This is a genomic window from Hymenobacter glacieicola (assembly GCF_014640315.1).
Taxonomy (GTDB): Bacteria; Bacteroidota; Bacteroidia; order Cytophagales; family Hymenobacteraceae; genus Hymenobacter; species Hymenobacter glacieicola.
On the sequence record NZ_BMGS01000001.1, the window covers coordinates 18,866 to 44,517 of the forward strand.

Annotated in this window: 21 protein-coding genes and 1 tRNA gene; 12 read left to right on the forward strand and 10 right to left on the reverse strand. The window is 61.2% G+C overall.

All coding sequences use genetic code 11. The annotated features are described in order from the left end of the window. Position 1 precedes the first annotated feature (1 nt). Both bla and IEW18_RS00100 read right to left on the reverse strand, forming a co-directional pair. A complete protein-coding gene (bla, locus tag IEW18_RS00095; RefSeq protein ID WP_188555794.1) occupies positions 2-811 on the reverse strand; it encodes a subclass B1 metallo-beta-lactamase in 810 nt (269 codons plus the stop codon). A gap of 65 nt (positions 812-876) precedes the next feature. Further along, complete coding sequence (locus IEW18_RS00100; RefSeq protein WP_188555795.1) at positions 877-1,332, reverse strand: DinB family protein; 456 nt, start codon at positions 1,330-1,332, stop codon at positions 877-879. Between the two features lie 150 nt (positions 1,333-1,482). On the opposite strand from IEW18_RS00100, the gene IEW18_RS00105 reads away from it, so the two are divergent. From IEW18_RS00105 to IEW18_RS00135, 7 genes are all read left to right on the forward strand, one after another. Next, positions 1,483-2,946 (forward strand): aldehyde dehydrogenase family protein, encoded by a 1,464-nt coding sequence (locus IEW18_RS00105; protein WP_188555796.1) that lies wholly within the window; start codon positions 1,483-1,485, stop codon positions 2,944-2,946. A gap of 180 nt (positions 2,947-3,126) precedes the next feature. Beyond that, positions 3,127-5,187: an FAD-dependent oxidoreductase gene (locus tag IEW18_RS00110; RefSeq protein ID WP_188555797.1), complete on the forward strand. Its 2,061-nt coding sequence runs from the start codon at positions 3,127-3,129 to the stop codon at positions 5,185-5,187. A gap of 57 nt (positions 5,188-5,244) precedes the next feature. Beyond that, on the forward strand, positions 5,245-5,661 hold the full coding sequence (locus tag IEW18_RS00115) for a hypothetical protein (protein WP_188555798.1): 417 nt from the start codon (positions 5,245-5,247) through the stop codon (positions 5,659-5,661). A gap of 285 nt (positions 5,662-5,946) precedes the next feature. After that, positions 5,947-6,462: a hypothetical protein gene (locus IEW18_RS00120; RefSeq protein ID WP_188555799.1), complete on the forward strand. Its 516-nt coding sequence runs from the start codon at positions 5,947-5,949 to the stop codon at positions 6,460-6,462. Positions 6,463-6,528: 66 nt separating this feature from the next. Beyond that, entirely contained in the window at positions 6,529-7,644 is a 1,116-nt protein-coding gene (locus IEW18_RS00125; RefSeq protein WP_188555800.1) for a DUF3616 domain-containing protein, read from the forward strand. Positions 7,645-7,713: 69 nt separating this feature from the next. Continuing rightward, positions 7,714-8,232 (forward strand): acyl-CoA thioesterase, encoded by a 519-nt coding sequence (locus tag IEW18_RS00130; RefSeq protein WP_188555801.1) that lies wholly within the window; start codon positions 7,714-7,716, stop codon positions 8,230-8,232. 110 nt (positions 8,233-8,342) lie between these two features. Continuing rightward, positions 8,343-8,900 (forward strand): type 1 glutamine amidotransferase domain-containing protein, encoded by a 558-nt coding sequence (locus tag IEW18_RS00135; protein WP_188555802.1) that lies wholly within the window; start codon positions 8,343-8,345, stop codon positions 8,898-8,900. Between the two features lie 69 nt (positions 8,901-8,969). Here the strand turns inward: IEW18_RS00135 and IEW18_RS00140 are convergent, their stop codons facing one another. Both IEW18_RS00140 and IEW18_RS00145 read right to left on the reverse strand, forming a co-directional pair. Then, the gene (locus IEW18_RS00140) at positions 8,970-9,479 is read right to left on the reverse strand and encodes a DUF6992 family protein (RefSeq protein WP_188555803.1); all 510 of its coding nucleotides are present in this window, start codon (positions 9,477-9,479) and stop codon (positions 8,970-8,972) included. 94 nt (positions 9,480-9,573) lie between these two features. Beyond that, positions 9,574-10,293, reverse strand: a complete 720-nt coding sequence (locus IEW18_RS00145; protein WP_188555804.1) for a porin family protein — start codon at positions 10,291-10,293, stop codon at positions 9,574-9,576. A gap of 200 nt (positions 10,294-10,493) precedes the next feature. On the opposite strand from IEW18_RS00145, the gene IEW18_RS00150 reads away from it, so the two are divergent. Together IEW18_RS00150 and IEW18_RS00155 are read left to right on the forward strand one after the other, a co-directional pair. Next, positions 10,494-10,568 (forward strand) — tRNA-Val (locus IEW18_RS00150). Between the two features lie 109 nt (positions 10,569-10,677). After that, entirely contained in the window at positions 10,678-11,586 is a 909-nt protein-coding gene (locus IEW18_RS00155) for a histone deacetylase family protein (RefSeq protein WP_188555805.1), read from the forward strand. Positions 11,587-11,641: 55 nt separating this feature from the next. Here the strand turns inward: IEW18_RS00155 and IEW18_RS00160 are convergent, their stop codons facing one another. From IEW18_RS00160 to IEW18_RS00170, 3 genes are all read right to left on the reverse strand, one after another. Further along, the gene (locus tag IEW18_RS00160; protein WP_188555806.1) at positions 11,642-12,352 is read right to left on the reverse strand and encodes a methyltransferase domain-containing protein; all 711 of its coding nucleotides are present in this window, start codon (positions 12,350-12,352) and stop codon (positions 11,642-11,644) included. Positions 12,353-12,400: 48 nt separating this feature from the next. Next, a complete protein-coding gene (locus IEW18_RS00165; protein ID WP_188555807.1) occupies positions 12,401-13,579 on the reverse strand; it encodes a type III polyketide synthase in 1,179 nt (392 codons plus the stop codon). A 122-nt stretch (positions 13,580-13,701) separates the two neighbouring features. Next, complete coding sequence (locus tag IEW18_RS00170) at positions 13,702-14,820, reverse strand: NAD(P)/FAD-dependent oxidoreductase (protein ID WP_188555808.1); 1,119 nt, start codon at positions 14,818-14,820, stop codon at positions 13,702-13,704. 237 nt (positions 14,821-15,057) lie between these two features. Between IEW18_RS00170 and IEW18_RS00175 the strand changes: the two genes are divergently transcribed. Continuing rightward, entirely contained in the window at positions 15,058-15,375 is a 318-nt protein-coding gene (locus IEW18_RS00175) for a T9SS type A sorting domain-containing protein (RefSeq protein WP_188555809.1), read from the forward strand. Positions 15,376-15,768: 393 nt separating this feature from the next. Here IEW18_RS00175 and IEW18_RS00180 read toward each other — a convergent pair whose 3' ends face one another. The 3 genes from IEW18_RS00180 to IEW18_RS00190 are packed head-to-tail and all read right to left on the reverse strand — an operon-like array spanning position 15,769 to position 21,887. Continuing rightward, the gene (locus IEW18_RS00180) at positions 15,769-16,848 is read right to left on the reverse strand and encodes a flavin-containing monooxygenase (protein WP_188555810.1); all 1,080 of its coding nucleotides are present in this window, start codon (positions 16,846-16,848) and stop codon (positions 15,769-15,771) included. A 60-nt stretch (positions 16,849-16,908) separates the two neighbouring features. Next, positions 16,909-20,496 carry a PAS domain S-box protein gene (locus IEW18_RS00185; protein ID WP_188555811.1) on the reverse strand — a complete coding sequence of 1,196 codons (3,588 nt, stop codon included), beginning with the start codon at positions 20,494-20,496 and terminating at the stop codon, positions 16,909-16,911. Positions 20,497-20,519: 23 nt separating this feature from the next. Then, on the reverse strand, positions 20,520-21,887 hold the full coding sequence (locus tag IEW18_RS00190) for a sigma-54-dependent transcriptional regulator (RefSeq protein ID WP_188555812.1): 1,368 nt from the start codon (positions 21,885-21,887) through the stop codon (positions 20,520-20,522). A 341-nt stretch (positions 21,888-22,228) separates the two neighbouring features. Between IEW18_RS00190 and IEW18_RS00195 the strand changes: the two genes are divergently transcribed. Then, on the forward strand, positions 22,229-24,457 hold the full coding sequence (locus tag IEW18_RS00195) for a T9SS type A sorting domain-containing protein (RefSeq protein ID WP_188555813.1): 2,229 nt from the start codon (positions 22,229-22,231) through the stop codon (positions 24,455-24,457). A gap of 275 nt (positions 24,458-24,732) precedes the next feature. Further along, a complete protein-coding gene (locus IEW18_RS00200; RefSeq protein WP_188555814.1) occupies positions 24,733-25,614 on the forward strand; it encodes a DNA/RNA non-specific endonuclease in 882 nt (293 codons plus the stop codon). Positions 25,615-25,652 lie beyond the last annotated feature (38 nt).

Sequence of the window (25,652 nt, forward strand, 5' to 3'; positions counted from 1 at the left end):
CTTAGAGCTTGGTTTCGCGCAGGGCAGTAGGCGGCTTGCGGCCGGCTGCCTCGCGGAGCAGCTTTGCGGTGTGAGTTAGTAGCTCGGTCCCGCCCCATTGCCCGTGCCCGGGCACTACCACCCGGGCTTTGGGGTAGCGCGTGGCCACGGTGCGCAGTGAGGCAGGCCAGCGGGCGGGCTGCGCATCATCGAGGTTGCCTAGGGCGGTAGCCGCCTGTTCCCGAACCATACAGCCCCCGAACAGCACCTTCTGGCGGGGCAACCAGGCCACCAAGTTATCGGGAGCATGGGCCGGGCCCGGGAAGAAAAGCTCCAGGCGCGTACGGCCGGCCCGAATCAGGGTGTAAGGTTTCAGCGCGGCGGTAGGAGGTAGGGCCTGCGGGTGCAGCTGCCGGAAGCGCCGGGCCGTAAGCGGAGTGCTGTACACCTTGATGCCGTTGGCTTGCAGCACGGCTAGCCCACCGGTACGGTCATCGTGGGCGTGCGTAACAATGGCTAGGCGCACCCGCTGGTGCAGGCTGTCGGCAATCCAACGCAGCAACCGCAGGGTTTGCTCCGGGTCCCAGGCCGTGTCAATCAGTACGGCGCCTTTGCTGGTTTGTACAATCAGGCCGTTGGAGGGCACTGGGGCAGTAGTGCCCGGGTAGGTATGGTAGGAAGTGTGTACGTACACGTGGGGCGCCACGGCGCGCACCCGCAAGGTGGGTGAAGGGCGCTTAGGACTTGCGTGAACAGCGCCGGCAACCAGGAAAAGCAGCGGTAGCAACTGCCGAAAGCGGCAAGCAGAGGCGAAAAAAGAAGCTGAAAACATCAAAAACGGAGAAGACAAGTTCCGCTAACGCCCTTGCGCCCGGAAAAAGTGCCCGCCCCTATTTGCTACCTGGGAGTCAGGTCCAGAATCTGTTGAACGTGGTGCTCTAAATGAACCGCGTAGTCCTCAATCAGCCAGCCCAAGGTTACGGTGTAGCCATCATCGAGCTGGCACCGAAAATCGTGGGCCGTGGCGGGCACCCGCTCTAGTAGCCGGATTAGCAGCCGATTGTAGCTGGTCCACAGGCTCAGTAGCTCCTCCGTGGGCGTGTTCTGGTAGTCAGCGGCCCGTACCCAGGCGTCCTGGTCATAGGACTGCACCAGCAGGGGCTCGGGGGTGCTGAGGGCCAGCACGAAACGGCGGTGGTTGTTGGCGGCCGAATCAATCAGGTGTCCTAAAATCTCCTTGCGCGACCAGCGACCCGGCGACGGGGCCTCGGCCAGTTCCTGCTCGGAGCAGGTGGAAAGATGATGACTTGTTACCTCCAAAAGCTCGCGCAAACGTTCACAAACTGCTTCCATAGTCAGGGCGGAGTAAGGGGAAGGAAACCAAGTGCTTACACTTTCCGTGCTGGGATACTGGCGCAAAGATGGCAGGATAAGATTGGAACTATGGTGAGTATCAGAGACTTTTAATTTCTTTCGCCGCCTCGTCGCTTATTTCGCCCTGCCATGACTACCCTTGCTGCCACTGATCCGCTTGCGCCTACTCCCTCACCGGCCCCCGAACGTCCGCCCGTGGCGGAGCTGTTCAGGCGGCAGCAGGCCCGCGCGGAGGCTTTGCGCCGCGAGGCCGTGGAAACCCGCGCCGGACGGTTGCGCAAGCTCAGCGCCTGGATAACGGAAAACCGTACTGCCATTCAGCAGGCGCTCTACGCCGATTTTCGCAAGCCCGCCGCCGAAACCGACGTTACCGAAATCTGGTCGACGCAAACCGAGCTGAAGCACACGCTGCGCCACTTGCGGCACTGGGCCCAGCCCCGCAAAGTCGGGACGCCACTGTCCTTGGTGGGTACGCGCGGCTGGGTGCAGTATGAACCCAAGGGCGTGTGCCTGATTATAGCGCCCTGGAACTACCCCTTCTACCTGGCCCTGGATCCGCTGGTATCGGCGCTGGCGGCGGGTAACTGCTGCATTATCAAGCCTTCCGAAATGACGCCGACGGTTGCGGCCCTGCTGGCGCGCATGTGCCAAGAGCTGTTCGACCCGGCCGAAGTAACGGTGGTCGAAGGCGACAAGCAGGTAGCTACCGAGCTGCTGAAGCTTCCCTTCAACCACATCTTTTTCACGGGCAGCCCGCAGGTAGGAAAAGTAGTGATGCGCGCCGCCGCCGAACACCTGACCAGCGTGACGCTGGAGCTGGGCGGCAAAAGTCCGGTTGTGGTAGACGACACGGCCGACCTGCGCGATGCCGCCGAGAAAATCGTGTGGGGCAAGGGCATCAACGCCGGCCAGACCTGCGTGGCCCCCGACTACCTGCTGGTGCACGAAGCCGTCCGCGACCAGCTGATTGAGGAAATCCGCGGGGTAGTGCAGCGCTTCTACAACCCCAATGGTGAGGGGGTGGCCGCCTCTAACTCGTTTGCCCGCATTGTAAATGACCACCACTTTGCCCGGGTGGCGGGGTTGCTGGCTGAGGCCCAGGAGCAAGGGGCTACCGTGGCGCTGGGCGGCCAGCTGGATGCTGCGCAACGCTTCCTAGAGCCCACCGTGCTGGTTGACGTGCCAACCACCAGCCGGGCCATGCAGGAGGAAATTTTCGGGCCCCTGCTGCCGGTGCGCACCTTCCGCACCCTCATGGAAGCCGTGGACGAGGTGAACTCCCGCCCGCACCCGCTGGCCCTGTACGTGTTTACCCAAAATGCCGAGCATCAGCGCTATCTGCTGCAGAACATTCCTGCCGGCGGCGCCTGCGTCAATGAAACAATTCTGCACTTGGGCCACCCCGAGCTACCCTTCGGCGGGCTGGGCAACAGCGGCCTGGGTCGGGCGCACGGCCTGGCCGGCTTCCAGGCCTTCAGCAACGAAAAATCAGTGCTAAAGCAGCGCGTAGGCCGCACGGGCCTCAAACCCATCTATCCGCCTTACACGCCGCAGGTTAAAAAGTTGGTGAACTGGCTGGTGAAGTGGCTGTAAGAGAGTAGTTGAGCCACGGCGTAATTCATGCTGCGTGCTGGCCTTGACAACTCACTCATTCACTGAATCACTGCTTCACTATTCGTATGCAAGCCGAGTATTTCTGCGGAAAAATGACGAACTTTTAGGGCCCCGGATTATCCCTTTTAGCCGTGGCCGCCCGATTGTTTTTACCTCGCTATGCAGTTCACCGATGCCCAGTGCGCTACCCTGCGTGCCCTTGCCGATACGTTTGTTCCTGGTTTGCCGGCGCCGGCGCCGTCGGCTGATGCGGCGTATTGGGAGCGAAGCGGCGCCGCCGGAGTCGACCTGACCAAAATAGCCTTGGTGCTGGAGGCCCAGCCCGCCGGGGCCCGCCAGGAATTTCTGCATCTGTTGCAGCTGCTAAACACCCCCACACTGGGCCTGACGTGGTTTGGACCCTTACGGCCATTTGCCCGGCTGGCCCCGGAGCAGCGCGAAAAGCTGCTGCAAAGCTGGGCGGCCAGCAATGTGCCCCAATTGCGCAAAGGCTTTCACGCCCTGCGCAAGATGTTCGTGTTTCTGTTTTACGGCGGCTCCACGGCCGAGCAGGGCAACTTCGTGTGGGAGCATATTGGCTACCCCGGTCCGCAGGTGCCCGACCCCGCAGTGACGGCCGAAAAACCCATCCAGCTCCTGCAACCCACCCACGACGACGAGCACTATGACTGCGAGGTGCTGGTAATTGGTAGCGGAGCCGGCGGTGGGGTAGTGGCCGGCGAGCTGGCCGCGGCGGGGCACGAGGTGCTGGTGCTGGAGAAAGGCCCGTACTTCCACGGGCCCGACTTCACCCAGCGCGAAGTAGATATGCTCGGGGCCTTGTACGATGCCCGCGGGGCCCTGAGTACCCAGGACGGTGGCCTGGCCCTGCTGGCTGGCTCTTGCCTGGGCGGGGGCACTACTGTGAACTGGGCCGGCGCGTTCCGCACGCCGGAGTATGTGCTGGAGGAATGGGCCCGGGAACACCAGGTACCCCACTTCACCAGCCCCGATTTCGCCCGCAGCCTGGATGCCGTGAGCGCGGCGCTGAGCGTTAACACGGACTACGTGCGCCACAACGGCCAGAACCAGGCGCTGTGGAACGGCTCCCGGGCCCTAGGGCACGATGTGAAGCTGATTCCGCGCAATGAGAAGGGCCTGAGCGAGTCGGAGGTGCACTTCTGCGGCCTTGGGTACAGCGGCTTCGGCGACCGGCACGGCATCAAGCAGGGCACCCTGAACACCTACCTGCAAACGGCTTTCGAGCACGGGGCCCGGCTGCTCTGCCAAACCTGCGTGTCGAGGATAACCATAACCCAGGGGCGTGCTACCGGCGCGGAGGCCACGCACACCACTGCCGATGGTCGCACTATTCGGGTGACGGTGCGCGCCAAGCGGGTGGTAGTGGCCGGGGGCTCCGTTCAGACGCCCGCCCTGCTGCTGCGTAGCGGCCTGCGCCATCCTCACCTGGGGCAGCACCTGCATTTGCATCCCACGGTGGCCGTTTCGGGCCTGTACGCCCAGGCCATAGCGCCCTGGCACGGCCCCATGATGTCGGTGGTAAACGACAGCTTCACGCGCCTGGAGGGTAGCAACTTTGGGGTGAAGCTGGAAACCCCGCCGGCTCACCCGGGCTTAATGGCCATGGTGTTGCCCTGGTGCTCGGGTCGGCAGCACAAAGCCTTGATGCAACAGGCCGCCCACCTGGGCTCCTTCATTGTGCTCACGCGCGACCGGGACGGGGGCCGGGTGTCCATCGACAAGCACGGCACACCCCTGATTGACTACACCCTGAGCGAGTATGACCGGAACCACCTGCTGCAAGGCGTGCGCGCCGCCGCCGACGTTCACGTAGCCGCTGGGGCGCACACAGTTCTGCTGCCCCACAGTACCCTACCCACCCTGCACGCTGAGAACGGCCGCCTGCGCAACCCTGAGGTGCTGGCCGGCTTACCTTACCTAAGCTGGAAGCCCAACCAGTTTGGCCTCTACAGTGCCCACCAGATGAGCACGTGCCGCATGGGTGGGCCGGCCGCCACGCATCCTACCAGCCCCAGCGGAGAGCTATACGAAGTGGCCCACCTGTTTGTAGCCGATGCCTCGGCCTTTCCGGCTTGCAGCGGCGTAAATCCCATGCTGACCATCATGGCCTTGGCTCATCATACGGCCCAGCACCTGAAGGAAAGTTTGCGGGCGGAAACGGCCCGGCGGCCGGCCGCCCTGGCCGCCGGAATGGCCTGAATATAGCCATCGGCCCATTTTTCGCGTAGGGAGAGCACACGCCTTTCTCTCGCGCTTATGTACGCCTCCCGCTTCACCCTTTCCCTGGCGCTGGCCGCCAGCCTGCTGGCCGGTTGCGCCCGCCGCCGCAACGCTACCATTCCTACGGCTAAATCGGCGCCGGTAGCAGCTCCTGCCCCGGTAGTGGCCTCTTCCGCTGCCCGCGACCTGACCGACGTCCTCACCGAAGAGCTGAACCTGACCGGGGAGCAGCGCCGCAAGGTGAGGGCCGTTTTTACCAATACCGCCGAGCAGGCCAACGCCGCCCAGCAACGGCTCAGCAGCAACCGCCCGGCCCTCCTGACCGAACTCAAGCGCATCAACGCCGCCTCCGACCAGGAGCTGCAAACCATCCTCACCGTCACGCAATACAAGCAGCTCAAAGCCAAGCAGCGCCAAGTGCAAGCCCAGATGCAGGCCCGCAAAGCGCAGTAGCAGTAAGTCAGTAAGTTAGTGAAATGTCAGGGCGAGGTGGAGCCGAGGCCATCCTTCCACTCCTGTGCCAGCGCCCGAATGAAGTAACAAGCCCTTGGCGCCCGTGCTGGCATTAGGGGCTTGTTGCGTAAGCGGGCACGCATGGCCTTGTCCGGCATCCTCGCTACACAACGTACTAAGTCACTAGCTCATCATCAGGCAACCCTTGGGGGGGTAGGCCTCATCTGGCTGGGTAAGAACCTGCTGAAGGTCAGCGGGTAGTAAATAATCTTACCTCTTCTTCCGATGAAAACGCTACTCCTTGTCGCCGGGCTGCTACTGGCTTCGGCGGCTTCGGCCCAAACTACCCCTACCGCTGCTGCCCTAACCAAGCGGCTAAACCACCTGATGCATCGGCCCGGGGAAACCGACACGGAAATCAGGGCGGTGCTGGAAGGCTGCCACTTCACCCAGATAATCCGCAAACATCGGCTGGACGGCAAGCAGGAGGCTACGGCCTTCCAGGTAAGTCACCGCAAAAACGGCGCCGACTGGGCCGTGAAGTCGGATGAAAAGGTAGAGTTTGAGTTGAAGCTAGGGGTGGAGTGGAGCCAGGTAACGTCCCTGACGTACGCGCCAGCCCAGGATGAGAAAACCCAGCAGCGCTACTACGAAGTGAAAATCCGGCGGGAACGACCAAGCAAGGACGGCTCCGGGACCAACAGCACCACGCTGGAATTGCCTTTGTACACCACCGACGAGAGGGTGGCCCGCGACGTGGTGCAGCAGTTAGAGCAAGTACGCCGCCAGTGCGGGGAGTAGGAGCTGGCTCAACCTTACGCGGCCTGGTGCGTTTGCCACAAGCATTCGCTTCCTAACCCCGCCTTCATGGTCCGCCGTCAGCCTTATACCCTGCATTTCAACCCGAAGCACAGCCTGAACGCCTCCGGCAAGCACGTCCGCGACGGGCTGTCCTCCGCCTTGTGCACCGGCGACAACCTCTGGCTTAGCTGCGACGAGCGAACCTCCATTGAGCGCCTGCGCCGGACCGGCCCCCGGGAGTTTGGTGAGCACTGCTCCTATCAGCTGTCGGAGTTGCTGGATTTGCCCTCGGCCAAAACAGAAGAAATTGATATTGAAGGCCTGGCCGAGGGCCAGCATTACCTCTGGATAGTGGGTTCCCACAGCCTGGCGCGCAAAAAGCCCGATGCCGATGGCGAAGACCAAGCCAAGGAAATTGCCCGCCTCACGCAGCTAAAGTCGGAGGCAAACCGCTACCTGCTGGCCCGGGTGCCCCTGTTGCTCAACCCCGCCACCGGCAACTACGAGCTGTTCCGCGAGGCCCCGCACCCTACCGATCCAACCCAAACGCTCCGGGCCGCCCAGCTTCGCTCCTCCGACAACTCCAACGACCTGCGCGACCTGCTTGCCAAAGATTGTCACCTGAAGCCCTTCCTCAACATTCCGGGTAAAGACAACGGGTTCGACATTGAAGGCTTGGCTGCAGCGCCCGACGGGCGGCTGTTCGTGGGACTGCGCGGGCCGGTATTGCGCGGCTGGGCCATGGTGCTGGAACTGCTACCCCGCGAGGATAAGCACGGCCGCCTGCGCCTGAGTGAGCTGCCCGGGGCCACGGAGGTATACTATAAAAAGCACTTCCTGGCCTTGGGCGGCATGGGCGTGCGGGAGCTGCGCCAGTGCGGCCCCGATTTGCTGCTGCTGGCCGGACCCACCATGGACCTGGATGGCACCATTGCCGTGTACCGCTGGCCCGAAGCCCTGCGCTGCTCCCAGGACAGCCTCGTAGGGCCCGATAAGCTGGAGCGCCTGTTCGATGTGCCCCACGGCTTTGGCCCCACCGCCGGCCAGGACAAGGCAGAAGGAATGGCGCTGCTGGACCCGGAGCACGTACTACTTGTGTTCGACAGCCCCACCGACGCCCGCAAGCCAGCTGCCGACCACGTGCTGGCCGACCACGTAAAGGTGCAGGCCCAAGCTACCTAAAGCCGGGGCCCCAACCGGCCTTGCCAGAGTGCCTTTTACCTTGCGCCCGCTAACCTGCTATTTCCCCTCATGGCTTCTTCCCTGGTTCAAACGCCCGAAACTACCCACCGCATTCAGTTTCAGGACTGTGATATGCTGGGTCACCTCAACAACGCCCGCTACCTCGACTACTTCCTGAATGCCCGCGAGCAGCACACCCTGCAGCACTACGCCCTGAATCTGGGGCAGGTAACCCGCGAATTGGGCGCCGGCTGGGTTATCACGAAACACTACCTGGCTTACCTGCGGCCTGCCAACCACGCCGAGCTGGTGCGCATCAAGACCCAGCTGATTCACTACGACAACTCCAACCTGGTAGTGGAAATGCAGATGCTCAGCGAGGATGGCCTGCGCCTAAAGGCCGTGCTGTGGTCAGAGATGGCGTTTGTGAAGGTTCCCGGCGGCACCCGCACCGAGCACCCCGACCGCCTCATGGACCTGCTGGAAGAGCTGGACGTGGAAGACGCCAGCTACGACCCGGATGGCTTTGATGAGCGGGTGCGGCGCCTGCGCAAGCAGCTCAAGCGTGAGCGAAACGAGCACGACTGAGCCGTAAGGCCAAAATAATGCGCTAACTCTCCCGTGGTCGGCCCGTTAAACCAAAGCCCGCACTACTTCGCGTAGCGCGGGCTTTTCAATCTTATAACCCTGCTACTACGATGAGTATTTTTGGAAGCAACGACCTGAAAGGTAAGAAAATAGCAATTGTCGCCACCGATGGCTTCGAGCAGTCGGAGCTGGAGAAGCCCAAGAAGTTTCTGGAAGGCGAAGGCGCCGAAACCCACGTCATTTCGCTGAAAAGCGGCTCGATTAAGGGCTGGGACGAGAAGGACTGGGGCAACAAAGTGGACGTGGACAAAGTTATCGGCGACGTGAAGGTGGCCGACTATGACGCCCTGGTGCTGCCCGGCGGCCAGATAAACCCCGATGTGCTTCGCACCGAGCCCGAGGTAATCAGCTTTATTGGCGAATTTGTGCGCTCCGGCAAGCCCGTAGCCGCCATCTGCCACGGCCCCTGGACCCTGATTGAGGCCGACGTAGTACGGGGCAAGCAGCTTACCAGCTGGCCCAGCCTGAAAACCGACATCAAAAATGCCGGCGGCCGCTGGGTCGATGAAACGGTAGTTGTGGATGGCAACATCATCACCAGCCGCAACCCCCAGGACATTCCCAACTTCAACGACAAAATCAAGGAAGCGCTGGTTGGTAAAAAGTAGCGGCCGTAGCCTCCTTAACCACTAGCCCAAGCAACAGCCCCACCAGCTCTAGTGGCCGGTGGGGCTGTTTTATAGAAGCCGGAGCAAATCGGCGGCGTACTGGTGGTAGATGAAGTAGAACCCGGTATCGAAGAGCAGCAGAAAACCGCCCTGCAGCCACAAGGAGCGGCCAAACCCCGCCAAACGCTCGGGCCGAATTGCGTTGGCCGCGGCGGACCGGGCGCGCAGCCAGCTGCCACAGCAGAGGTAGGCCACGTCGAGGCCCGCATTGAACAGCAGGATTTTCTCGAAGCCAAACTGCGCGCTCAAGCTGTTCGGAAGGGTAAGGTCTGCCACCTGCTGCGGGTGGGCCTGCAGAATTCCCCACACGGCCAGCAGCGCATTCACTACGTTCCAGGCCACGTTCATGAGGTGGAAATGGTGGGCCTCTGAGCGAGTATCGGTGCGGGAAACGTGGTAGCCGCTCACCACCAAGTTCAGCAGCGCCCAGGTGCCGAGCACGGCCATGCCGCGTTCCGCGAGCAGCTCACGGGCCTGATTAATGGCGGGCAGCGCCGCGGTAGCAGCAAGTAGTATCATCCCTGGCGGAAATAACGGTCCTGGCGGGCCCTCATAACAAAAGAGGAAGCCTCGCGGAGGCTTCCTCTTTTGTTATGAGCACTAAACCGGTACACTAGTTTGCAATACCAATGCCCACGTACACCTGGAAGGCGCCGTTCTTGATGTTGTCAATGGCCTGCGTGCCCGTTCTGGTGGGGTCTTTAATAATGTCATTGAAGCCGGCTACGTAGCGGCCGCCTACGCGGGCCGGACCTACCCGTGCTTCCAGGCCCGCGGCCAGACCGTAGTCGAGGCTGCTGTAGCTGTAGCCATAAATGGGGTTGCCGCTGGCGTCGTTTTCATCGGCAATTTTCCGCTCCTGACCTCCCTCACGTACTTTCGTCAGCAGGGAAACCTGGGGGCCTACGTGCACGCTCACGTTATCGAGGAAGTTGTACACCAGCAGCACCGGTACCTGCACGTAATCAAGGCGCGTGAAGTACTTGCCGGTGTTGTTACGGGCCATGGAGCTACCCTCGAAACCCTGACGGGTATACAGGATTTCCGGCTGCACCGAGAATTTATCAGTGAAACCAAACTGAGCGTAAGCCCCGGCGTGGAAGTTCTGGTAAGTACCAACGTCGCCGTAGTTCTTTTTGTCGTCGCCGCGCACGTGCGCCGAGTTCAGGCCGGCCTTGATGCCGAAGCCGTTGTTGCGCGAGTCGCTGCCCGTACCGGGAGCGTAGTCAGTGGAGGAGCGCAGGCCGCTTACCCGGGGAGCTTCAGTAGGAGTCTGGGCCAGAGCAGAGGCGCTCAGGGCGCAGCCGGCGGCAAGGAGTGTAAGTTTTTTCATGGGGTGGAGAGGGAGTATGGCAGAAGGAAGCGTTGCTGACCATAGTCAAAGCAACATCAGTAAGCCGCTATACTTACGAAAGCCCAGAAGGTTACAGCCCCTGCGTAGCGGAAGCAGAAATTTTGTACGCATCCGGGAGAGATTATCTTTTACAAAAACCTACCTTTGACTTTTTACGGCCGCCGCCAATAGGTTTTGCCGGGGCGTTAGCTCAGTTGGTTCAGAGCACTACCTCGACAAGGTAGGGGTCACTGGTTCGAGCCCAGTACGCCCCACGTCAAAACCCCCGAATCCGAAGATAACCGCTTGCAAGGGCGGTTATTTTTGTGTTAGTCCGGCCCTGGTCTGCCCGTTTCTGGGGCGGGAGGCGTAGGTTCGCAGCGTATGATTTCTATTGCCTGGGCTCCCCTGTACGCCCACCCGCTGCCCGCCAACCACCGCTTTCCGATGCTCAAGTACGAGCTCCTGCCGGAGCAGCTGCTCCGGGAAGGCATAGCCCCGGAAAGTGCTTTCTTCCAGCCTTCATCCCCGCCCGACGAGGATGTGCTGCGGGTGCATACTCCTGAGTACTACCACCGGCTGCAGGCCGGGCAGCTGACGCGGCAGGAAGAGCGCGCCACCGGTTTTCCCTGGAGCCCGGCGCTGGTTGCCCGCGAAACCACCATTCTGAGCGGCACGCTGGAGTGTGCCCGGCGGGCCTTGCAGCACGGGGTGGCCTTGAACATTGCCGGCGGCACTCACCATGCCTTCCAGGATCGGGGCGAGGGGTTTTGCCTGCTCAACGACCAGGCTGCGGCGGCCGCCTACCTGCTGGCCCACCCCGAACTAGGCGTGCGGCGTGTGCTCATCGTGGACCTAGACGTGCACCAAGGCAACGGCACGGCCCGCATCTTTCAGCAGGAGGCGCGCGTGTTCACTTTCAGCATGCACGGAGCCCGCAACTACCCCCACCGCAAAGAGCAGTCGGACCTGGACCTGGCCCTGCCCGATGGCACCGACGATGCCGCCTACCTCGGGCAGCTGCGCGCTACCTTGCCCCGCCTGCTAGACCAGCACCAACCCGATTTCGTGTTTTACCTCAGCGGCGTCGATGTGCTGGCCACCGACAAGCTCGGCCACCTGGCCCTCACCCCCGACGGATGCCGCCACCGCGACGAATACGTGCTGGGCTTGTGCCACGCCCACGGCCTGCCGGTCGTGGTTTGCATGGGCGGCGGCTATTCTCCCCGCATTGCTGACATTCTGGATGCCCACGCCAACACCTTTCGGGCCGCCGCTAACCTGTGGGGGTAGTGGTGAACTAGTGATTGAGTAATTGAGTGAATCACTAGTTCACTCAATTACTCAATCACCATTTTCCTATCAGCACCTGCCAGCGGAAGGCCCAGCGCCAGCGCAGGTGGTAGTGCATGATGCCGGCTTGGGCAAGTAGCTGCTCCCAGTCGGGGCGGGTGAAGGCCCGGGCGACGGAAAGGGGCGCATCGTGGCGCACCAGACGGGAGCCGCCCAGCAGACGTGTAAGCCACCGGATGCTGTAGTAAGCCAGCGGGTGGCGGTGCAGGTCGTTGATGATGACGGCCAGACTGGCCTGCTGCTGCCACTGCCGCAGGAGCTGGGTGAGCTGCTCGTTGGAGAAGTGGTGGCAGAAGAGGCTGGCCGTTACTACGTCGAAGGGCTGCGCTTGGAACTCAGCGGAAAAAATGTCGGCCTGCTGATACCTGATTTCCGGGAACTGGGTGCTGCGGGTAGCGGCGTAGTTCAGCATAAACGGGTTGGCATCCACGCCGGTCAGCTCTACGGCTATGCCTCGCCGGCGGGCCCAGCGCGCAATATGGCGCAGGGTGTCGCCGCCGCCGCTGCCTACGTCGGCTAGGCGCAGGGGGCGGCCCGGGGGGAAGTGAGGCCGCAGCCGGGCCAGGGCATTCAGAACCGGCGCGTAGCCACCCAACCACGTGTTGATGGTTTCCAGCTCGTCCAGGTTTTGCCGAAGCTCCTCGGTGGCCAGGGTCAGGTCATCCATGAGCTCTTCTTCCGGGGCGCGGACGCGGAAATCAGGCATAGCAGGGGTAAGGGCAAGGAACAGAAGGGTAGGGCCGGGCAGCGGGTGCTAGGCCGGCAGAACGGCCACGGTTTCCAATTGCTGGGCGCTACGCTCGGTTGCCAGCGGGGAAGTTGTGTCCCAGGCTACTGTCAGGAGCATGGCTTCCAGCGTCAGGCCGGGGCCAAAGGCGAAGCTCAGTACCGGGGCGCCGGTATCGGCGGGCGTAAGAGCGCGCAGCAACTCCCGCATCACGAATAGTACCGTTGCTGAGGACATGTTGCCGTAGTCGCGCAGCACCTGATAGGCAAAGCGGTTGTCATCGGCAGTCAGCCCCAGCGCCTGCTCAATCGACTCCAGAATTTTCCGGCCGCCCGGGTGAATGGCAAACGCCCGAATGTCGGCCAGCTGCACTGGCAAATCGGCCAGCAAGCCCGCCGTAAGCCGCCCAATGCCCTGCTTAATCATGCGGGGCACGTAGGAAGACAGGGTCATTTCGAAGCCGAAGTCATTGATGTGCCAAGCCATATCGGCGTGTCCATCGGGCTCCAGTCCGCAGTGGAAAGCCGTGAGGGCCAGGCTGGGGCCTACTACCCGGGGCTGGGCCTGCACTAGTACCGCCGCCGAGCCATCCCCGAACAAAGCATTGGATACTAAGTGGTCCTCCTCGGTGCTTTTCTGAAAATGCAGGGTGCAGAGCTCGGTGCACACCACCAATACCCGCGCCACGGGGTTGGCCCGGCAGAAGGCATCGGCCAGCTTGAGGGCATTTACGGCGGCGTAGCACCCCATAAAGTTGACGCAGGTGCGCTGCACATGCGAAGGCAACTGCAGGGCCGCTACCAACTCAATATCCAATCCTGGCGCGTACATGCCGGTGCAGCTCACGGTAATCAGGTGGGTGATACTGCCCACGGCCACCTCCGGTACCTGGCTGAGGCAGTCCTGGGCGGCCTGCACCGAAAGTGGAAGCGCGTGCCGCCGGTACTCGGCCATGCGCTGCCCTACTGAGGGAAAGGGCTCCAGGTCAGGCGTATTGGCGAAAAACTCATAGCTGCCGTTGGCGCGGCCGTAGTCGGGAAGTACGGTGTAGCGCTGGCCAATGCCCGAAACGCGGTACAGGGCCCGCAGTTTGCGCGTGCCGGCCTCGTCGAGCTGCAAGGCGCCCGCCATGAAGTCAGCAATTTGAAGTTGAGGGATGCGGTGGGGCGGATTGGCCGTGCCAATGGCACACAGGTAGCTACTCATCAGTGCAGTTTACGCAAAATACCCCCCGGGTGCTGTTCGTTATTTTGGGGTTGAGTGAGAGTTGAGTGAGAAAGGTGTACGCATATGCCGGCTTCAGGGGATGTAGCCAGGGTAGCCCTTGGCTAAAACTCCTGGCCGTGGGTGCGGCGCATAAGGGCCCGTACTGCCGCGGGCCAGAGTCGCAGGCCCGCCACGGCGGCCTCGCTCAGCAGCGGCTGCCCAAACAGGCGCTGCACCGCCCGCCCCACGCGCAGGCGCGGCCCAAAGTGCTGCTGCCAGTCGTGGTGGTAGGCCGCTTCCAGGGCCGGGCGCGGGAGTCCGCCCCGCAGAAACGCGTCGGTGCGGGCGGCGGCCAGCTGGGCCCCGTGGATGGCCATGGCCATGCCGTTGCCGCACAGGGGCGTGATAAGCCCGGCCGCATCACCAAGCAGCAGCACGTGGTTTTCCACGCAGGTTTTGGGGGCGAAGGAAATTTCGTTGATAACCTCCGGCTGGGGGTATAGAAACTCCGCGTGCTCCAGAATGTGCCGCAGGTGGGGGTTGCGGGCCAGCACCTCGGCCTCCATGTGCGGAATGCTGCCGTGGGCTTTCAGGTTGCGGCGGGTGGTGAGGTAGCAAAAGCAATACCGGTCCTGCTCCACGGCCGAGATGCCCGCGTACCCATCCGCAAAGTTGTGCAGGGCAATCAGGTTGCGGGGCATGGAGGGGTAGTGCAGGTGGTACTTCACCCCCAGATAAGGCGAGCGTTGGCTGAAAAACGGCCGTTGCAGCTGCCGGTCGAGGCTGCTGCGCTTGCCGTACGCCCCCAGTACCACCCGGGCCGTGAGCACCTGCCCGCCCGCCAAGGTTACGGTATGCCGGCCCGCTGCTTCCTCGTACTCCACGGCCATGGCGGTCGTTTGCTGAAGCACCGTAACGCCGGCGGCCTCGGCGGCCTCGCACAAAAAGGCATCCAGCTGATACCGGCTAATACCAAAGCCGCCCAGATCAAGCGGTATGGAAAGCAGGCGGCCCGCCGGTGAGCTAAGCTGAAAGCGGGTAAGCTGAGCGGGGGCCAGCTGCGAAAGGTCGATGCCGAGGCGGCGCAGGTAGGGTAGCACCTCGTTGGAAATGTACTCGCCGCACACCCGGTGAAACGGGTAGCGTTGCCGCTCCACCAGCGTTACGGCGTGCCCGCGCTGGCGCAAGTCCAGGGCCGCACAAAGCCCGCCCAGGCCACCCCCAATAATGACAACGTCCAACTTATTTCATCGGGTAAAGAGGTGAGAACGAAGATAAAGAGGGTTCTTTTATCGAAGATGAGTTATATTCTGCCCTGAGAAGATAAAACCTCTGTTACTTTTGCTAACCTAAATCGGTGTCCGTCGTTAATACCCATTCCGCTCAGGCACTTTCCGTCGCTCCCACTACCGTATATGATGCAACCCTTACGCTGTTTAGTTTTATTCGTTCTACTGATCGGAGGGCTCCGTAGTAGCATGCAATCCGCCACAGCCCAGCCTGTCACGCCGCGGCCAGCGCCCGCCGCCCGCCCCGTTAGCGAGGAAAAGGCGTTGCTGGTGTATCCGAACCCTAGCACCGGCATTGTACACGTGGCCATCAATGGTTTTGAAGGCCGTAAGGTGGAGCTGCGGGTACTGAATGTAATCGGGACACTTATGTACCGCGAGGTGCTCAGCGAGCTAAACGACCGGGAAACCCGAACCCTAGATCTAACCAAGTTCGCCAACGGACTCTACTACGTACGGCTGGAATCGGAGAATGCCAGCGAAATGCGCAAGCTCGTGATTCGCTAACGCTACCCCTGCCGCCTACTTCCTAGGATAAACAGAAAGAGCAGCCTTCCGGGGCTGCTCTTGCTGTTTCCGGCTTCAAGGGCGGCGAACAGACGGATAAAAAAACGCCCCTGCTACCAGCAGGGGCGTCAGGTATAGCAAGGCTCGGACCGCCGAATTAGCGGCCGTTCTGCGCGCGCACCGGAACAGGCTTCAGCGTAGCTTTCAGTTTGTTTACCGTGTCGAGAGCGAGCAGGGCAGTCGCTAGCGCAATCCCGAAGAAAATCAGCAACATCATACAACAAAGAATTAAGGGAAAATGAAAAACTCAGCCCCCGGCAAAAGACAACCCGTGACCTGCGGCTGAGTTCATACAAGTATAACCTAAAAGTGTGCCAGGTAGTTGCAGCATAATTATGTCTTTTTCACGAGGTAGTCTACCACAAACTGCGCGTCGGCTCCGGCCCCGCCCATAAGCGCCGAGCGCCGGCTGTGCAGCCAGGGGAGCCCCAAAAAAGCCAGTCCCGGCACCGGACTCAGCCCCCGCTCGTGCCGGGGCTCCCCCTCGGGGCTAAGCGCCCCCGGCACCTGCAGCCAGTGGTAGTCGGGCCGGAAGCCAGTAGCCCAGATAACTGCGTCCAGAGCGGGGGTAGTAGCCAGCTTGCCGCGGATGGTAGCCTGGGAGGTAGCTGCCAAGGCCCGGCCCATAAACCGCACGTTCGGAAACTGCCGCAGCCGCCCCAGGTCGGCGCTAACCACCGGCTCGGGCTGACTGCGCATCAGGCGGCCAACCGGGGAGTTTCGGCTGGCCTGCAGCAGGCGGGTGCTCAGCAGAAGTGCCCACATGGCCGTGTTGTTGGGCATGGCCGGTGTGCTTTCATCAAACGCTACCCATACGGGCCGGCCGGTAGCTGCCAGGTCGGCGGCAATCTGCAGGGCCGAGTTGCCGCTGCCTACTACGGCCACCGCCCCCGTGCCCCCGAGCTGAGCGGGCCGCTGGTACGCGCTGCTGTGCAGCTGCTGCACCGAGGCCGGAAGGTCACGGCTAAATTCGGGGACTTTAGGAGTAGAGTAGGGCCCGGTACACACTATAACGTGCTGAGCCTGCAAGCGGCGGCCGGTAGCAGTTATGACTTCAAACCCAACCGGCACCGGCCGCACGGCTTCCACGCGCTGGCCGGTTTCAATGGGAAGCTGGAAGTGGCGGGCGTACTGCTGCAGGTAGGCCGCGGCTTCGTGCTTGCTGGGGTAGCGGCGGGCGGCGCCCGGCCACGCCAGGCCCGGCAGGCGGCTGGCCCAGGCCGGAGAAAACAGCCGAAGCGAGTCGTAGCGCGTGGCCCACACTTCTCCCACGGCGGCCCGCTCATCCAGGACTACGAAGGGTACACCGGCTTGGCGGAGGTAGTAAGCAGCGGCCAGCCCCGCCTGCCCCGCCCCAATAACAAGCGTGTGCAGAGCAGGGGATGAGCCCGCCGGTTCAGGAGAAGAAATCATGCCGCATAATACGACAGGCGTGGCGGATCAGGCTGGGGCGCGCCGCTTTGGTGGCGGTACTCAATCGGCCGAGAATTCCTGCTGGAGCTGGCGGATAACTTCGTCGGTAATCTGGCGCACCTGCTGCACGCCGTGCGCCAATCTTTGCCAGTCGGCAGTAGCGGGCGCGTGGGCCGCGGCTTCCAAATCGCGCAGGATAGTGCGTAAGGACTGAATCTGCAGGCCATCAACGGAGCTTTTCAGGTGGTGGGCCGCTGCCCCAAGCTTGGTCAGGCTTTGCTCCTGTAAGTGGTGTTCCAGCTCCTCCACTACCGGTGGGGTAGTGCTGATAAACAGGTTAGCCAAGCGCCGGATAAAGGTTTCGTCGTTGTTGGTGAACTGGCGCAGGCTGCTCATGTCGTAGAGCTTGCCGGGGGGAAAGGCGGGGGGTGTTTCCTCCACTACCGTTGCGGGGGGGGGCTGACTGGCAGCATCATCTATATTAAGCACGCGGGCAATGGTGTGAAACAGGGCTTCCTGCTTGAAGGGTTTGGAAAGGTAGGCGTCGAGGCCGGCCTTCTGGTAGCGCTCCGCCTCGCCGTGCATGGCGTGGGCTGTAAGGGCCACCACGGGGGTAGCAGCCCGAACTGGGTCAGGGTGCTCCCGCAGCAGGTGGGTGGTTGCTACGCCATCCATGCCGGGCATCTGAATATCCATCAGCACCACGTCGTAGGGGTGCTGTCGAAACAGGGTCAGGGCCTCCGAGCCGGAGGACGCCGTATCGACGTGCAGGCCCCAGCCGCGGAGCATTACTTGCACCAGCAGTTGGTTGACCCGGTTGTCTTCGGTGAGCAGCACCCGGCGGCCACGCAGGCGCTGGTAGTCGGGGGTGGGGGCGGCACTGCTGGCGGTGGGGGGAGTAGCAGCTCCGAAGCGCAGCGTAAACCGAAATGTGCTGCCATGATGCAGGCGGCTTTCGGCCGTTAACTCGCCGCCCAGCAGCTCAACCAGGCCCCGCGAAATGCTCAGGCCCAGCCCCGACCCGCCGTATTCGCGGGCCGTGCTGGCCTCGGCCTGCGTGAAGGGCTCGAACAGCTGCTGCAACTGGTCTTCGGAAATGCCAATGCCGGTGTCAAGCACCGAAAACTGATATTCCGGCTCGGCCGTGGGGGCACTTACGCGGCGGCAGGTAAGCAGCACATGGCCCTTATCCGTAAACTTAATGGCGTTGCTAAGCAGGTTGAGCAGAATCTGCCGGAGCCGGTAGGGGTCGCCCTGCACCCAGGCAGACGTCAGGCCCGGGGGCAGCTGCAGGCGCAGGCTGATGCCTTTTTCGGCCGCCTTGGGCATGAGGGCCTGGCAGCTGGCTTTCAGCACTTCCTGCAAGTCGAAAGGCATTGATTCCAGCCGGACCCGACCGGCACCGAGCTGGGCCATGTCCAGAATGTCGTTGATGATAACCAGCAGGTTTTCAGCTGAATGCCGGATATGGTGCAGGTATTGCCGCTGCTCTTCGTCGAGTTCGGTCTTGGATAGCAGCTCCGCCAGGCCCATGATGCCGTTCATGGGCGTACGGATTTCGTGGCTCATGTTGGTCAGGAAGGTCTGGCGCGACTGGGCATTCTGCTCCGCGGCCTCTTTGGCCTGTTGCAAGGCCTGGCCTGTCCGCTTCAGCTCGGTAATATCATTGTCAACCCCGAGCACCTGAACGGTGCCATCGGCCAGAATGAATGGGCGTTTGACGGAGTTAAACCAGTGTACCTCGCCTTGGGCATCGGTAAATGTGTCCTCGTGGGCTACCTCCTGGCGCGACTGGATAACGAGTTCATCCTGAGCCTGGTGGCGGATCAGGTCGGGAAACTGCTCCTGCAGCCAGGCGGCCGGCGTTTGCAGCAGGGCATCGTTGCTGAGGCCGTAGAGGTGGGCCGTCGATTGGTTGGCCAGGATGTAGTTGCCGCTACCGTCTTTCAGGTAGATGAGGTTGGGCACCGTATCAATCACCTGCCGGAATAGCCGGTTTTGCTCGGCCAGCCGCCGGTTAGCGGAGCGTCGTTGCTCGTCGGCTATTTTCCAGCGGGTAATGTCTTCCGCCGACCCTACAATTTTATGGACACGGCCAGCCTCATCCCGCTCAAACGGCGTGCTGCTGATGCGCAGCCAGCGGATGGAGCCGTTGCGGTGGGAAAGGAAAAACTCCAGGTGCAGAATCACCCCGTCCGCCACCCGGGTTACCTCCTCGAAGTGCTGCTGTACCCGGCGGGCTTCGGCAATGGGCATTAGACCTGCCAGCAGGCTAATGCCCATGTTCATTAAATCAGCCGGCGAGTACCCCAGCATCGACTCCACGAAGCGGTTGCAGTACACGTTCGACCGGGTTTCTACATCATAGATGTAAATCAGGTTGGGCGTGGTGTTGGTGATGCGCTCCACAAACAAGCGGCTCTGGCGCAGCTCCTCTTCCGTGGTGCGGCGCTCCGTCACGTCGGCCGCCGAGCCGACGGCTTGCCACACGGTGCCGTCGGGGTGGCGGGTAAAGCAGGTGCTTTTCAGGCTCAGCCAGCGCCACTCCCCGTTGCGGTGCTTAAACCGGTACTCCGAGGAAGCCACTTCCCCTTCTTCCATCCGCAGCATTTCTTCCTGCTTTTGCCGCAAGTCCGGCAAGTCTTCCGGGTGCACCAGCAGGGTAGCCAACTGCGGCCCCATTTCCCGAATTTCGGCTTCCGTATAGCCCAACATTTGCTCGGTTTGGCGGTTGCTGTAGAGTACGGCCTGGGTGTCCATATCGAACAGGAACACGATGTTGGGCACCGTGTCGTTGATGCGGGCCGTGAACAGCTGGTTGCGCACCAGCTCCGCCTCCGCCCGCCGCCGGGCTGTAATGGTGGTCAGGTACACGTTGGCTTCCTGCTCCTGCAGCAGCGGGGCAATGGTCCAGAGGTAAAACTCGTCGCCGAGGCGTTTTTCCACCGTGCGCAGCTGGCCGTTGCTAAGGGCCAGCGCAATTTCCTGCCGGAGCAGCCGCACGATTTCCGCCCCTGCGGGCTGGTAGAGGGCCGTAAGGGCGGGGTTGGCGGCGGGGTTGGCGTACTGGGCCACCGCTTCGCGGTTAAACCGGATAATGGGCTGGGGGCTTTGCTCGGCCAGGCGGGAAAGCTCCTGCACCCGTTCCTGGGCTTGCTGGCGCACCGTCACGTCTTCGTAGCTCCAAATGTGGAGCATGGTCACGCCGTTCTGCACTACGGGCAGGTAGTCCTGCTGCACAATGATGCCGTTGCGCAACCGGAACGTCTCGCCGCTGACCCGCTCCTGTTCTGCCTGCAGCTGCTGGTTTCTGAGGCGTACGGCCTGCTCATCCTGCAACTGGGCCCGGCTTTCCTGATACAGCAGAGAGGAGTGCTTGCCCAGGTAGTACCGGGGTGGGTGGGGCAGGCTGAATAAGTCGCAGAGGCGCTGGTTGAGCAGCGTAATCCCGTGGTCCTGGTCTTCGGCCAGGATAGCCGTGCTCATGGTTTCCAGCAGGGCCGTGGCCTGTTCTGTGGCCGCCAGCGACCGGGCCTTAAGCTCCGCTACCTGGCGCCGGGCCTCCGCGGTTTCGTGCTGGGCTTGTTGCCACGCTTTTCGGGTTACACGCAGTTGGCGCGCCACATGACGGATACCAATAGAACTCATAGGATGGCAGTTAACAGCCGAGGTCAGCGAATACGGATCTCGTTGTTCTGAACCATACGATAAATGGTAGACTTTCCGATTTGCAGTTTGGCCGCTACCTGCAGAATATTTCCGTTGTGTACATCGAGGTAGCGCTGCACGATGGCCGCCATCTGCGTCCGCAACGACTCATTGGGCATGATGTCGGGGGCCGCCGCATCGGTAGCGCCGTGGCGCAGGGGCAAATCCTGGGGCTGAATCTGGTCGTCTTCGGCCAGCACGGCGGCCAGCTCCACCACCGCCTTTAGCTCGCGTACGTTGCCCGGGAAGTTGTAGTGCAGCAGCTTCTGCTGCGCCGCGCCGGAGAGCGTGCAGGTAGCCATGTTATTCTGGGAGCAGAAATCCTTAAGAAAGGCATCAGCCAGCAGCAGAATATCGTCGCCCCGCTCCCGTAGCGGCGACAACACAATGGGCAGGCCCAGCAGCCGGTAGTACAGGTCTTCGCGGAAGCGGCCCTCCTTCACTTCCTGGCCCAGGTCGCGGTGGGTAGCCACCATCAGGCGGGCATCGAAGGGTACGCGGGTGTTGCCGCCCACGCGCGAAACCTCCCGCTCCTGCAGCACCCGCAGCAGCTTGGCCTGCAGGCCCAGGTCCATTTCGGAAATTTCGTCCAAGAACAGCGTGCCCTTGTGAGCTTCCTCAAACCGCCCGATCCGGCGGCTGATGGCCCCGGTAAACGAGCCTTTCTCGTGCCCAAACAGCTCGCTCTCCAGCAAGTCGCGCGGAATGGCTGCCACGTTCACGGCCACAAAAGCCCCGTCGCGCCGGTCGGAGCGGAAATGAATGGCCTTGGCGACCAGCTCCTTGCCCGTGCCCGTTTCGCCGCTGATGGAAACCGTGATGTTTGTGCGGGCAGCCTTATCGATGAGGGTGTAGAGCTGCTTGATTTGGGGACTTTCGCCCAGAATGGCGCGCTGCGGATCGTACTTCTGTCCAATCTGCTCCTTCAGGCGGGTGTTTTCCTGGCGCAGCTCCAGCTGCTTGCGGATGTTGCCTACGGTGTTCCAGAGTCGGTCGGCGGTTTCCTCGTCCTTCACTAGGTAGTCGAAGGCGCCTTGCCGCAGCAGCCCAATGGCCGTGCGCACATCCTCCTGGCCGGAAATGGCAATAACCGCTACCTCAGGCAGGCGCTCCTTGATCTGGCGGAGCACCTGGTCGCCCTGGCCATCGGGTAAGGAATAATCGAGGGTGATGATATCGGGCTTGTCGCTTAAGTTATCCAAGCAAGCCTGCGCGGTGGTGAACCGTCGGATAACGTAATCCGGGTTCTGAGCCAGCTTGTACTCAAGTAGCTCACCATACCATGCATTGTCCTCGACAATAAAGATGGAAACAGGTAAAGGTACGCTCATGGGAAGGGGGAAGGGAATAACACAAGAACTGCAGCACCCTTGTATACTCCCTTTTCGGGAAAGCAGACACATTGGGATTATTCAATTCCTGCGGCAAGGTTCTCAATAGCTCAGAAGGGGGAAAATCGCGCAATGCTGCGAGTATAAGCGGGAGAAACGGGTATAGCAAACTTTCTCAATTTTAGAAACCAAATCCCGGAATGAAACAATATAGCATTTTTCATTTCATATCAACATTCTGATAATCAGGTTTTTGATACTAAAACTGGGGTTTGGCGGCAGAATTGGTATAGGATGATTGGTTCTTCAATCCTAGTGATTATCAATTCATTGCCCCCTGTATGAAGCTCCTCTACGCACACCTTATCCGTCCGCTGCTGCTGGCAGCAGTAGCACTCCTCGGTACTGGGGTCCAAACTACATGGGCAGCTAGTGCCCCCATCTATTCCAACACGGGCAGCGACGGGGCCCGCGTGACCCGAACCTGCACTACTTTCCTGGGTGCTACCACGTGCTTCGGCGAAATTACCAACCCCGAATTAGCTACCGACAATGACTTCAACTCGGCGGCGGTAATGAATGTTCCCGCCTCTTTGCTGGCCAGTTCCGTGCGGCTGCGGATGAATTTGTCGGCTACGGCTCCAGCCAACTACCGGGCCGGTGTGGTGGTAGAGCGCAGCGGTACCGCCCTGAACCTCTTGTCATTAAACACGGCCAATCTGATAATTGTCCGCACGTATCTGCGCAACGGCACGACCTCTACCTTGCAGGAGGAAAGAGCAGTAGACGCCTCCGTGGCTTCCGCGCTACTGGGCAGCAACACGGGCAAAATCCGGCTGGAATTTCTGGCCACCAAGTCATTCAACCAGATTGAGGTAGAAGCAGCTTCGGCCCTGAGCCTGGGTTACGACTTAAAGGTGTACTACGCCTACGCCATTGACGCCAACGTAATTACTTCGGCAAAAGGCTACGCTTCCCGTTTTGAGAATGCCGGGACTGCCAACTATAGCACCGGCGTCATCAAGGACGGTATTACCGTTTGTGTGAACTCCGCGGTTACGAATCCACTCAACGCGGTTGACAAAAGCCTGACCAACTTCGCTACCATGAAGTCGGTGGTGGATGTGAGCTGCCCCCCTACCTTACAAACCCAGTTGGAGGGCACGGCGCCGGCAGGCTACCAGGCTGGGTTCGTGCTGGGCAGTGGGAGCCTGCTCGACGCTACGGTGCTCGATGGCCTGCGCGTGACTACTTACTTGGGCGGGGTGCCGCAGGAATCGGCGACTGGCGCCAACCTGCTGAACCTGGAAGTGCTGGGCAATCAGCAGTACAACGTCAGCTTCCCAACTACCAAGCCCTACGACCGGGTAGAGATTCAGCAGACCAAGCTGCTGAGCGTGTTGGATGATTTGCGAGTATACTACGGATTCGGGCTGGAACCCCGCGTATTCCGCGACTTGCAGCCGCGCGTGTCGGAGTTCGTGGAGCCGGCCGGTAACTACCAGGTGAATGGCAGCCTGGTGTGCGTGAACTGCTCGGTGATGAACCCGCAAAACGCCGCCGACCGTGACAAGACCAACAACTACGCTACCGTGCGCACGGGGCTGAGCGTGGGCGGAACTACCCGCCTGAAGCTCCGCTTGGATGGGCCTGGCCGCGCCGGTAACGTGGCAGGTGTCGTGCTGGGCTTGGGCACCGGTCTGCTCGATGCCAATCTGCTTTCCAACATCCGCATCAACACCTATACCGGTACCCAGAACGCTACGGGAAGTGGTACTACCGGAGCGGAACTGGTCGAAAGCGCCGTAGGTAGCTCACTGCTAAGCGTAGAAGTGCTGGCCGATGGCCGTCAGGAAGTTTCTTTCCGCACCACGCGCGACTTCGACTGGGTTGAAATTGAACTGACCAACGGGGTGGCATTGCTCGATAACACGCAGGTGTACTACGGCTTTGCCGAGGACCGGCCCATGGGTTTCCCCTCCAGCATTACGGCCCCAGCCCCTTTGCCCGTGCAGCTAGTGGGCTTCAGCGCCCGGGCCAGCGGCAGCGCCGTGAATCTAGTGTGGCAAACAGCTAGCGAGCTGAACAGCAGCCTCTTTGTAGTCGAGCGTTCCGTGCGGGCTTCTGCTGACTTCGAGCCAGTAGGCCAGGTAGCGGCGGCTGGTACTTCAGCCACGGCTCGGCAATACACCTTGCGCGATGCCGAAGCCGGCGCCCAGCAGGTACCAATGCTGTACTACCGCCTGCGCCAGGTAGACCTGGACGGGAAAGAAACCTACTCGGCGGTGGTGCCTGTGAGCCTTAAAACAGTCAACCTGGCCTTCACGGTGTACCCAAACCCTGCTTCCGCCGCCGACCATATCCAGGCTACGGTGCCGGTGCTGCCGGAAGGAAGCTACCACCTGGCTATTTACAACATGCAGGGTGGGCTGGTTAGCCAGCAAAAAGTTACTGGCCAACTCCTGGAAATCTCGGCATTGCGCCTGCGCGCCGGCCTTTACCAGCTGGTACTTGCCGATGCCACCGGGCAGCGCCTGGCTACACAACGGTTGGTCATACGGGGTCAATAAGCCTTCTACTTTTTATCCCTACTCTATCTTTTTCGCTTTATCATTATCGGACTGGGAGCCCCGCTGTTGCAGGTCAGCGGGGCTCTGTTCGTTTTAGGACCATCAAGAGTGCAAACTTCTTAGGGTCAAGAATATACCCAGAATATAACAATTGTATTATTACAAGAAAATAATAATATTTAGGTAACATTGGGCTAACTCTTGCTCACCAACTTTGCCTGCACAGAGCCCACTTCGCTCCTGCTTACCCTTCCCACCAACCAAACCCTGTTTACATGTACCGTACCTTTTCCCGCGTTCTGGGCCTGGCCTTGCTTACCAGCTGCGTTGTATCGTGCTCCAAAAATGAAGTAGCTCCTTCGGTTACTCCAGCTGCAGTAACCCAAAGCGCCGACGCTACCCGCGACAACCACCTGACAATGGGCAACCCCAGTGGCGCTACGGCTAACTCGGCTAACTATTGGAACTACTTGGTCTCGAAGTCGCAGTTCGCTATGTCGTATCACCGCGACCGGGGTACGCCAAACTGGGTAAGCTGGCACTTGAGCAGCGCGTGGCTGGGCTCCACTCCGCGTCAGGACAATTTCGCCCCCGATAACACGCTGCCCACGGGTTGGTACCGCGTTAGCAGCACCAGCTACACGGGTTCCGGCTTCGATCGGGGCCATAACTGCCCCTCCGCCGACCGCACCGGGTCCGTGGCCGACAACTCGGCTACCTTCCTGATGACCAACATGATTCCGCAGGCGCCCAACAACAACCAGCGCACTTGGGCCAACCTAGAAAACTACTGCCGCACGCTGGTGAATGCGGGCAACGAGCTCTACATTATTTGCGGAAGCTACGGCAAAGGCGGTACCGGTTCCAATGGCTACGCTACTACCCTCGATGCCGGTCGCGTAACAGTACCCGCTCAGGTATGGAAAGTAATTGTGGTGCTGCCTGAAGGTACCAGCGACGCTGCCCGCGTAACCACTGGCACCCGCGTTATTGCCATCAACACTCCCAACGACAACGGCCTGCTGACCACCTGGGGCTCTTACCGCACCACCGTTGATGCCATTGAAGCCGCCACGGGCTACGATATCCTGTCAGCCGTATCGGCTTCCGTGCAGAGCGTAGTAGAAGCCCGCGTTGATAACGGCCCAACGAGCTGATCAGCGCTTCTTGATTACTGAAACCAACCGCCTAGTTC

Excerpts from the sequence above, each read along its gene's own strand:
- IEW18_RS00195 (WP_188555813.1), top strand. The coding sequence starts at position 22,229 with ATGAAGCTCCTCTACGCACACCTTATCCGTCCGCTGCTGCTGGCAGCA.
- IEW18_RS00185 (WP_188555811.1), bottom strand. The coding sequence starts at position 20,496 with ATGAGTTCTATTGGTATCCGTCATGTGGCGCGCCAACTGCGTGTAACC.
- IEW18_RS00155 (WP_188555805.1), top strand. The coding sequence starts at position 10,678 with ATGATTTCTATTGCCTGGGCTCCCCTGTACGCCCACCCGCTGCCCGCC.
- IEW18_RS00135 (WP_188555802.1), top strand. The coding sequence starts at position 8,343 with ATGAGTATTTTTGGAAGCAACGACCTGAAAGGTAAGAAAATAGCAATT.
- IEW18_RS00120 (WP_188555799.1), top strand. The coding sequence starts at position 5,947 with ATGAAAACGCTACTCCTTGTCGCCGGGCTGCTACTGGCTTCGGCGGCT.
- IEW18_RS00105 (WP_188555796.1), top strand. The coding sequence starts at position 1,483 with ATGACTACCCTTGCTGCCACTGATCCGCTTGCGCCTACTCCCTCACCG.
- IEW18_RS00110 (WP_188555797.1), top strand. The coding sequence starts at position 3,127 with ATGCAGTTCACCGATGCCCAGTGCGCTACCCTGCGTGCCCTTGCCGAT.
- bla (WP_188555794.1), bottom strand. The coding sequence starts at position 811 with ATGTTTTCAGCTTCTTTTTTCGCCTCTGCTTGCCGCTTTCGGCAGTTG.
- IEW18_RS00165 (WP_188555807.1), bottom strand. The coding sequence starts at position 13,579 with ATGAGTAGCTACCTGTGTGCCATTGGCACGGCCAATCCGCCCCACCGC.
- IEW18_RS00140 (WP_188555803.1), bottom strand. The coding sequence starts at position 9,479 with ATGATACTACTTGCTGCTACCGCGGCGCTGCCCGCCATTAATCAGGCC.
- IEW18_RS00100 (WP_188555795.1), bottom strand. The coding sequence starts at position 1,332 with ATGGAAGCAGTTTGTGAACGTTTGCGCGAGCTTTTGGAGGTAACAAGT.
- IEW18_RS00190 (WP_188555812.1), bottom strand. The coding sequence starts at position 21,887 with ATGAGCGTACCTTTACCTGTTTCCATCTTTATTGTCGAGGACAATGCA.
- IEW18_RS00180 (WP_188555810.1), bottom strand. The coding sequence starts at position 16,848 with ATGATTTCTTCTCCTGAACCGGCGGGCTCATCCCCTGCTCTGCACACG.
- IEW18_RS00200 (WP_188555814.1), top strand. The coding sequence starts at position 24,733 with ATGTACCGTACCTTTTCCCGCGTTCTGGGCCTGGCCTTGCTTACCAGC.
- IEW18_RS00160 (WP_188555806.1), bottom strand. The coding sequence starts at position 12,352 with ATGCCTGATTTCCGCGTCCGCGCCCCGGAAGAAGAGCTCATGGATGAC.
- IEW18_RS00115 (WP_188555798.1), top strand. The coding sequence starts at position 5,245 with ATGTACGCCTCCCGCTTCACCCTTTCCCTGGCGCTGGCCGCCAGCCTG.
- IEW18_RS00145 (WP_188555804.1), bottom strand. The coding sequence starts at position 10,293 with ATGAAAAAACTTACACTCCTTGCCGCCGGCTGCGCCCTGAGCGCCTCT.
- IEW18_RS00130 (WP_188555801.1), top strand. The coding sequence starts at position 7,714 with ATGGCTTCTTCCCTGGTTCAAACGCCCGAAACTACCCACCGCATTCAG.
- IEW18_RS00175 (WP_188555809.1), top strand. The coding sequence starts at position 15,058 with ATGCAATCCGCCACAGCCCAGCCTGTCACGCCGCGGCCAGCGCCCGCC.
- IEW18_RS00125 (WP_188555800.1), top strand. The coding sequence starts at position 6,529 with ATGGTCCGCCGTCAGCCTTATACCCTGCATTTCAACCCGAAGCACAGC.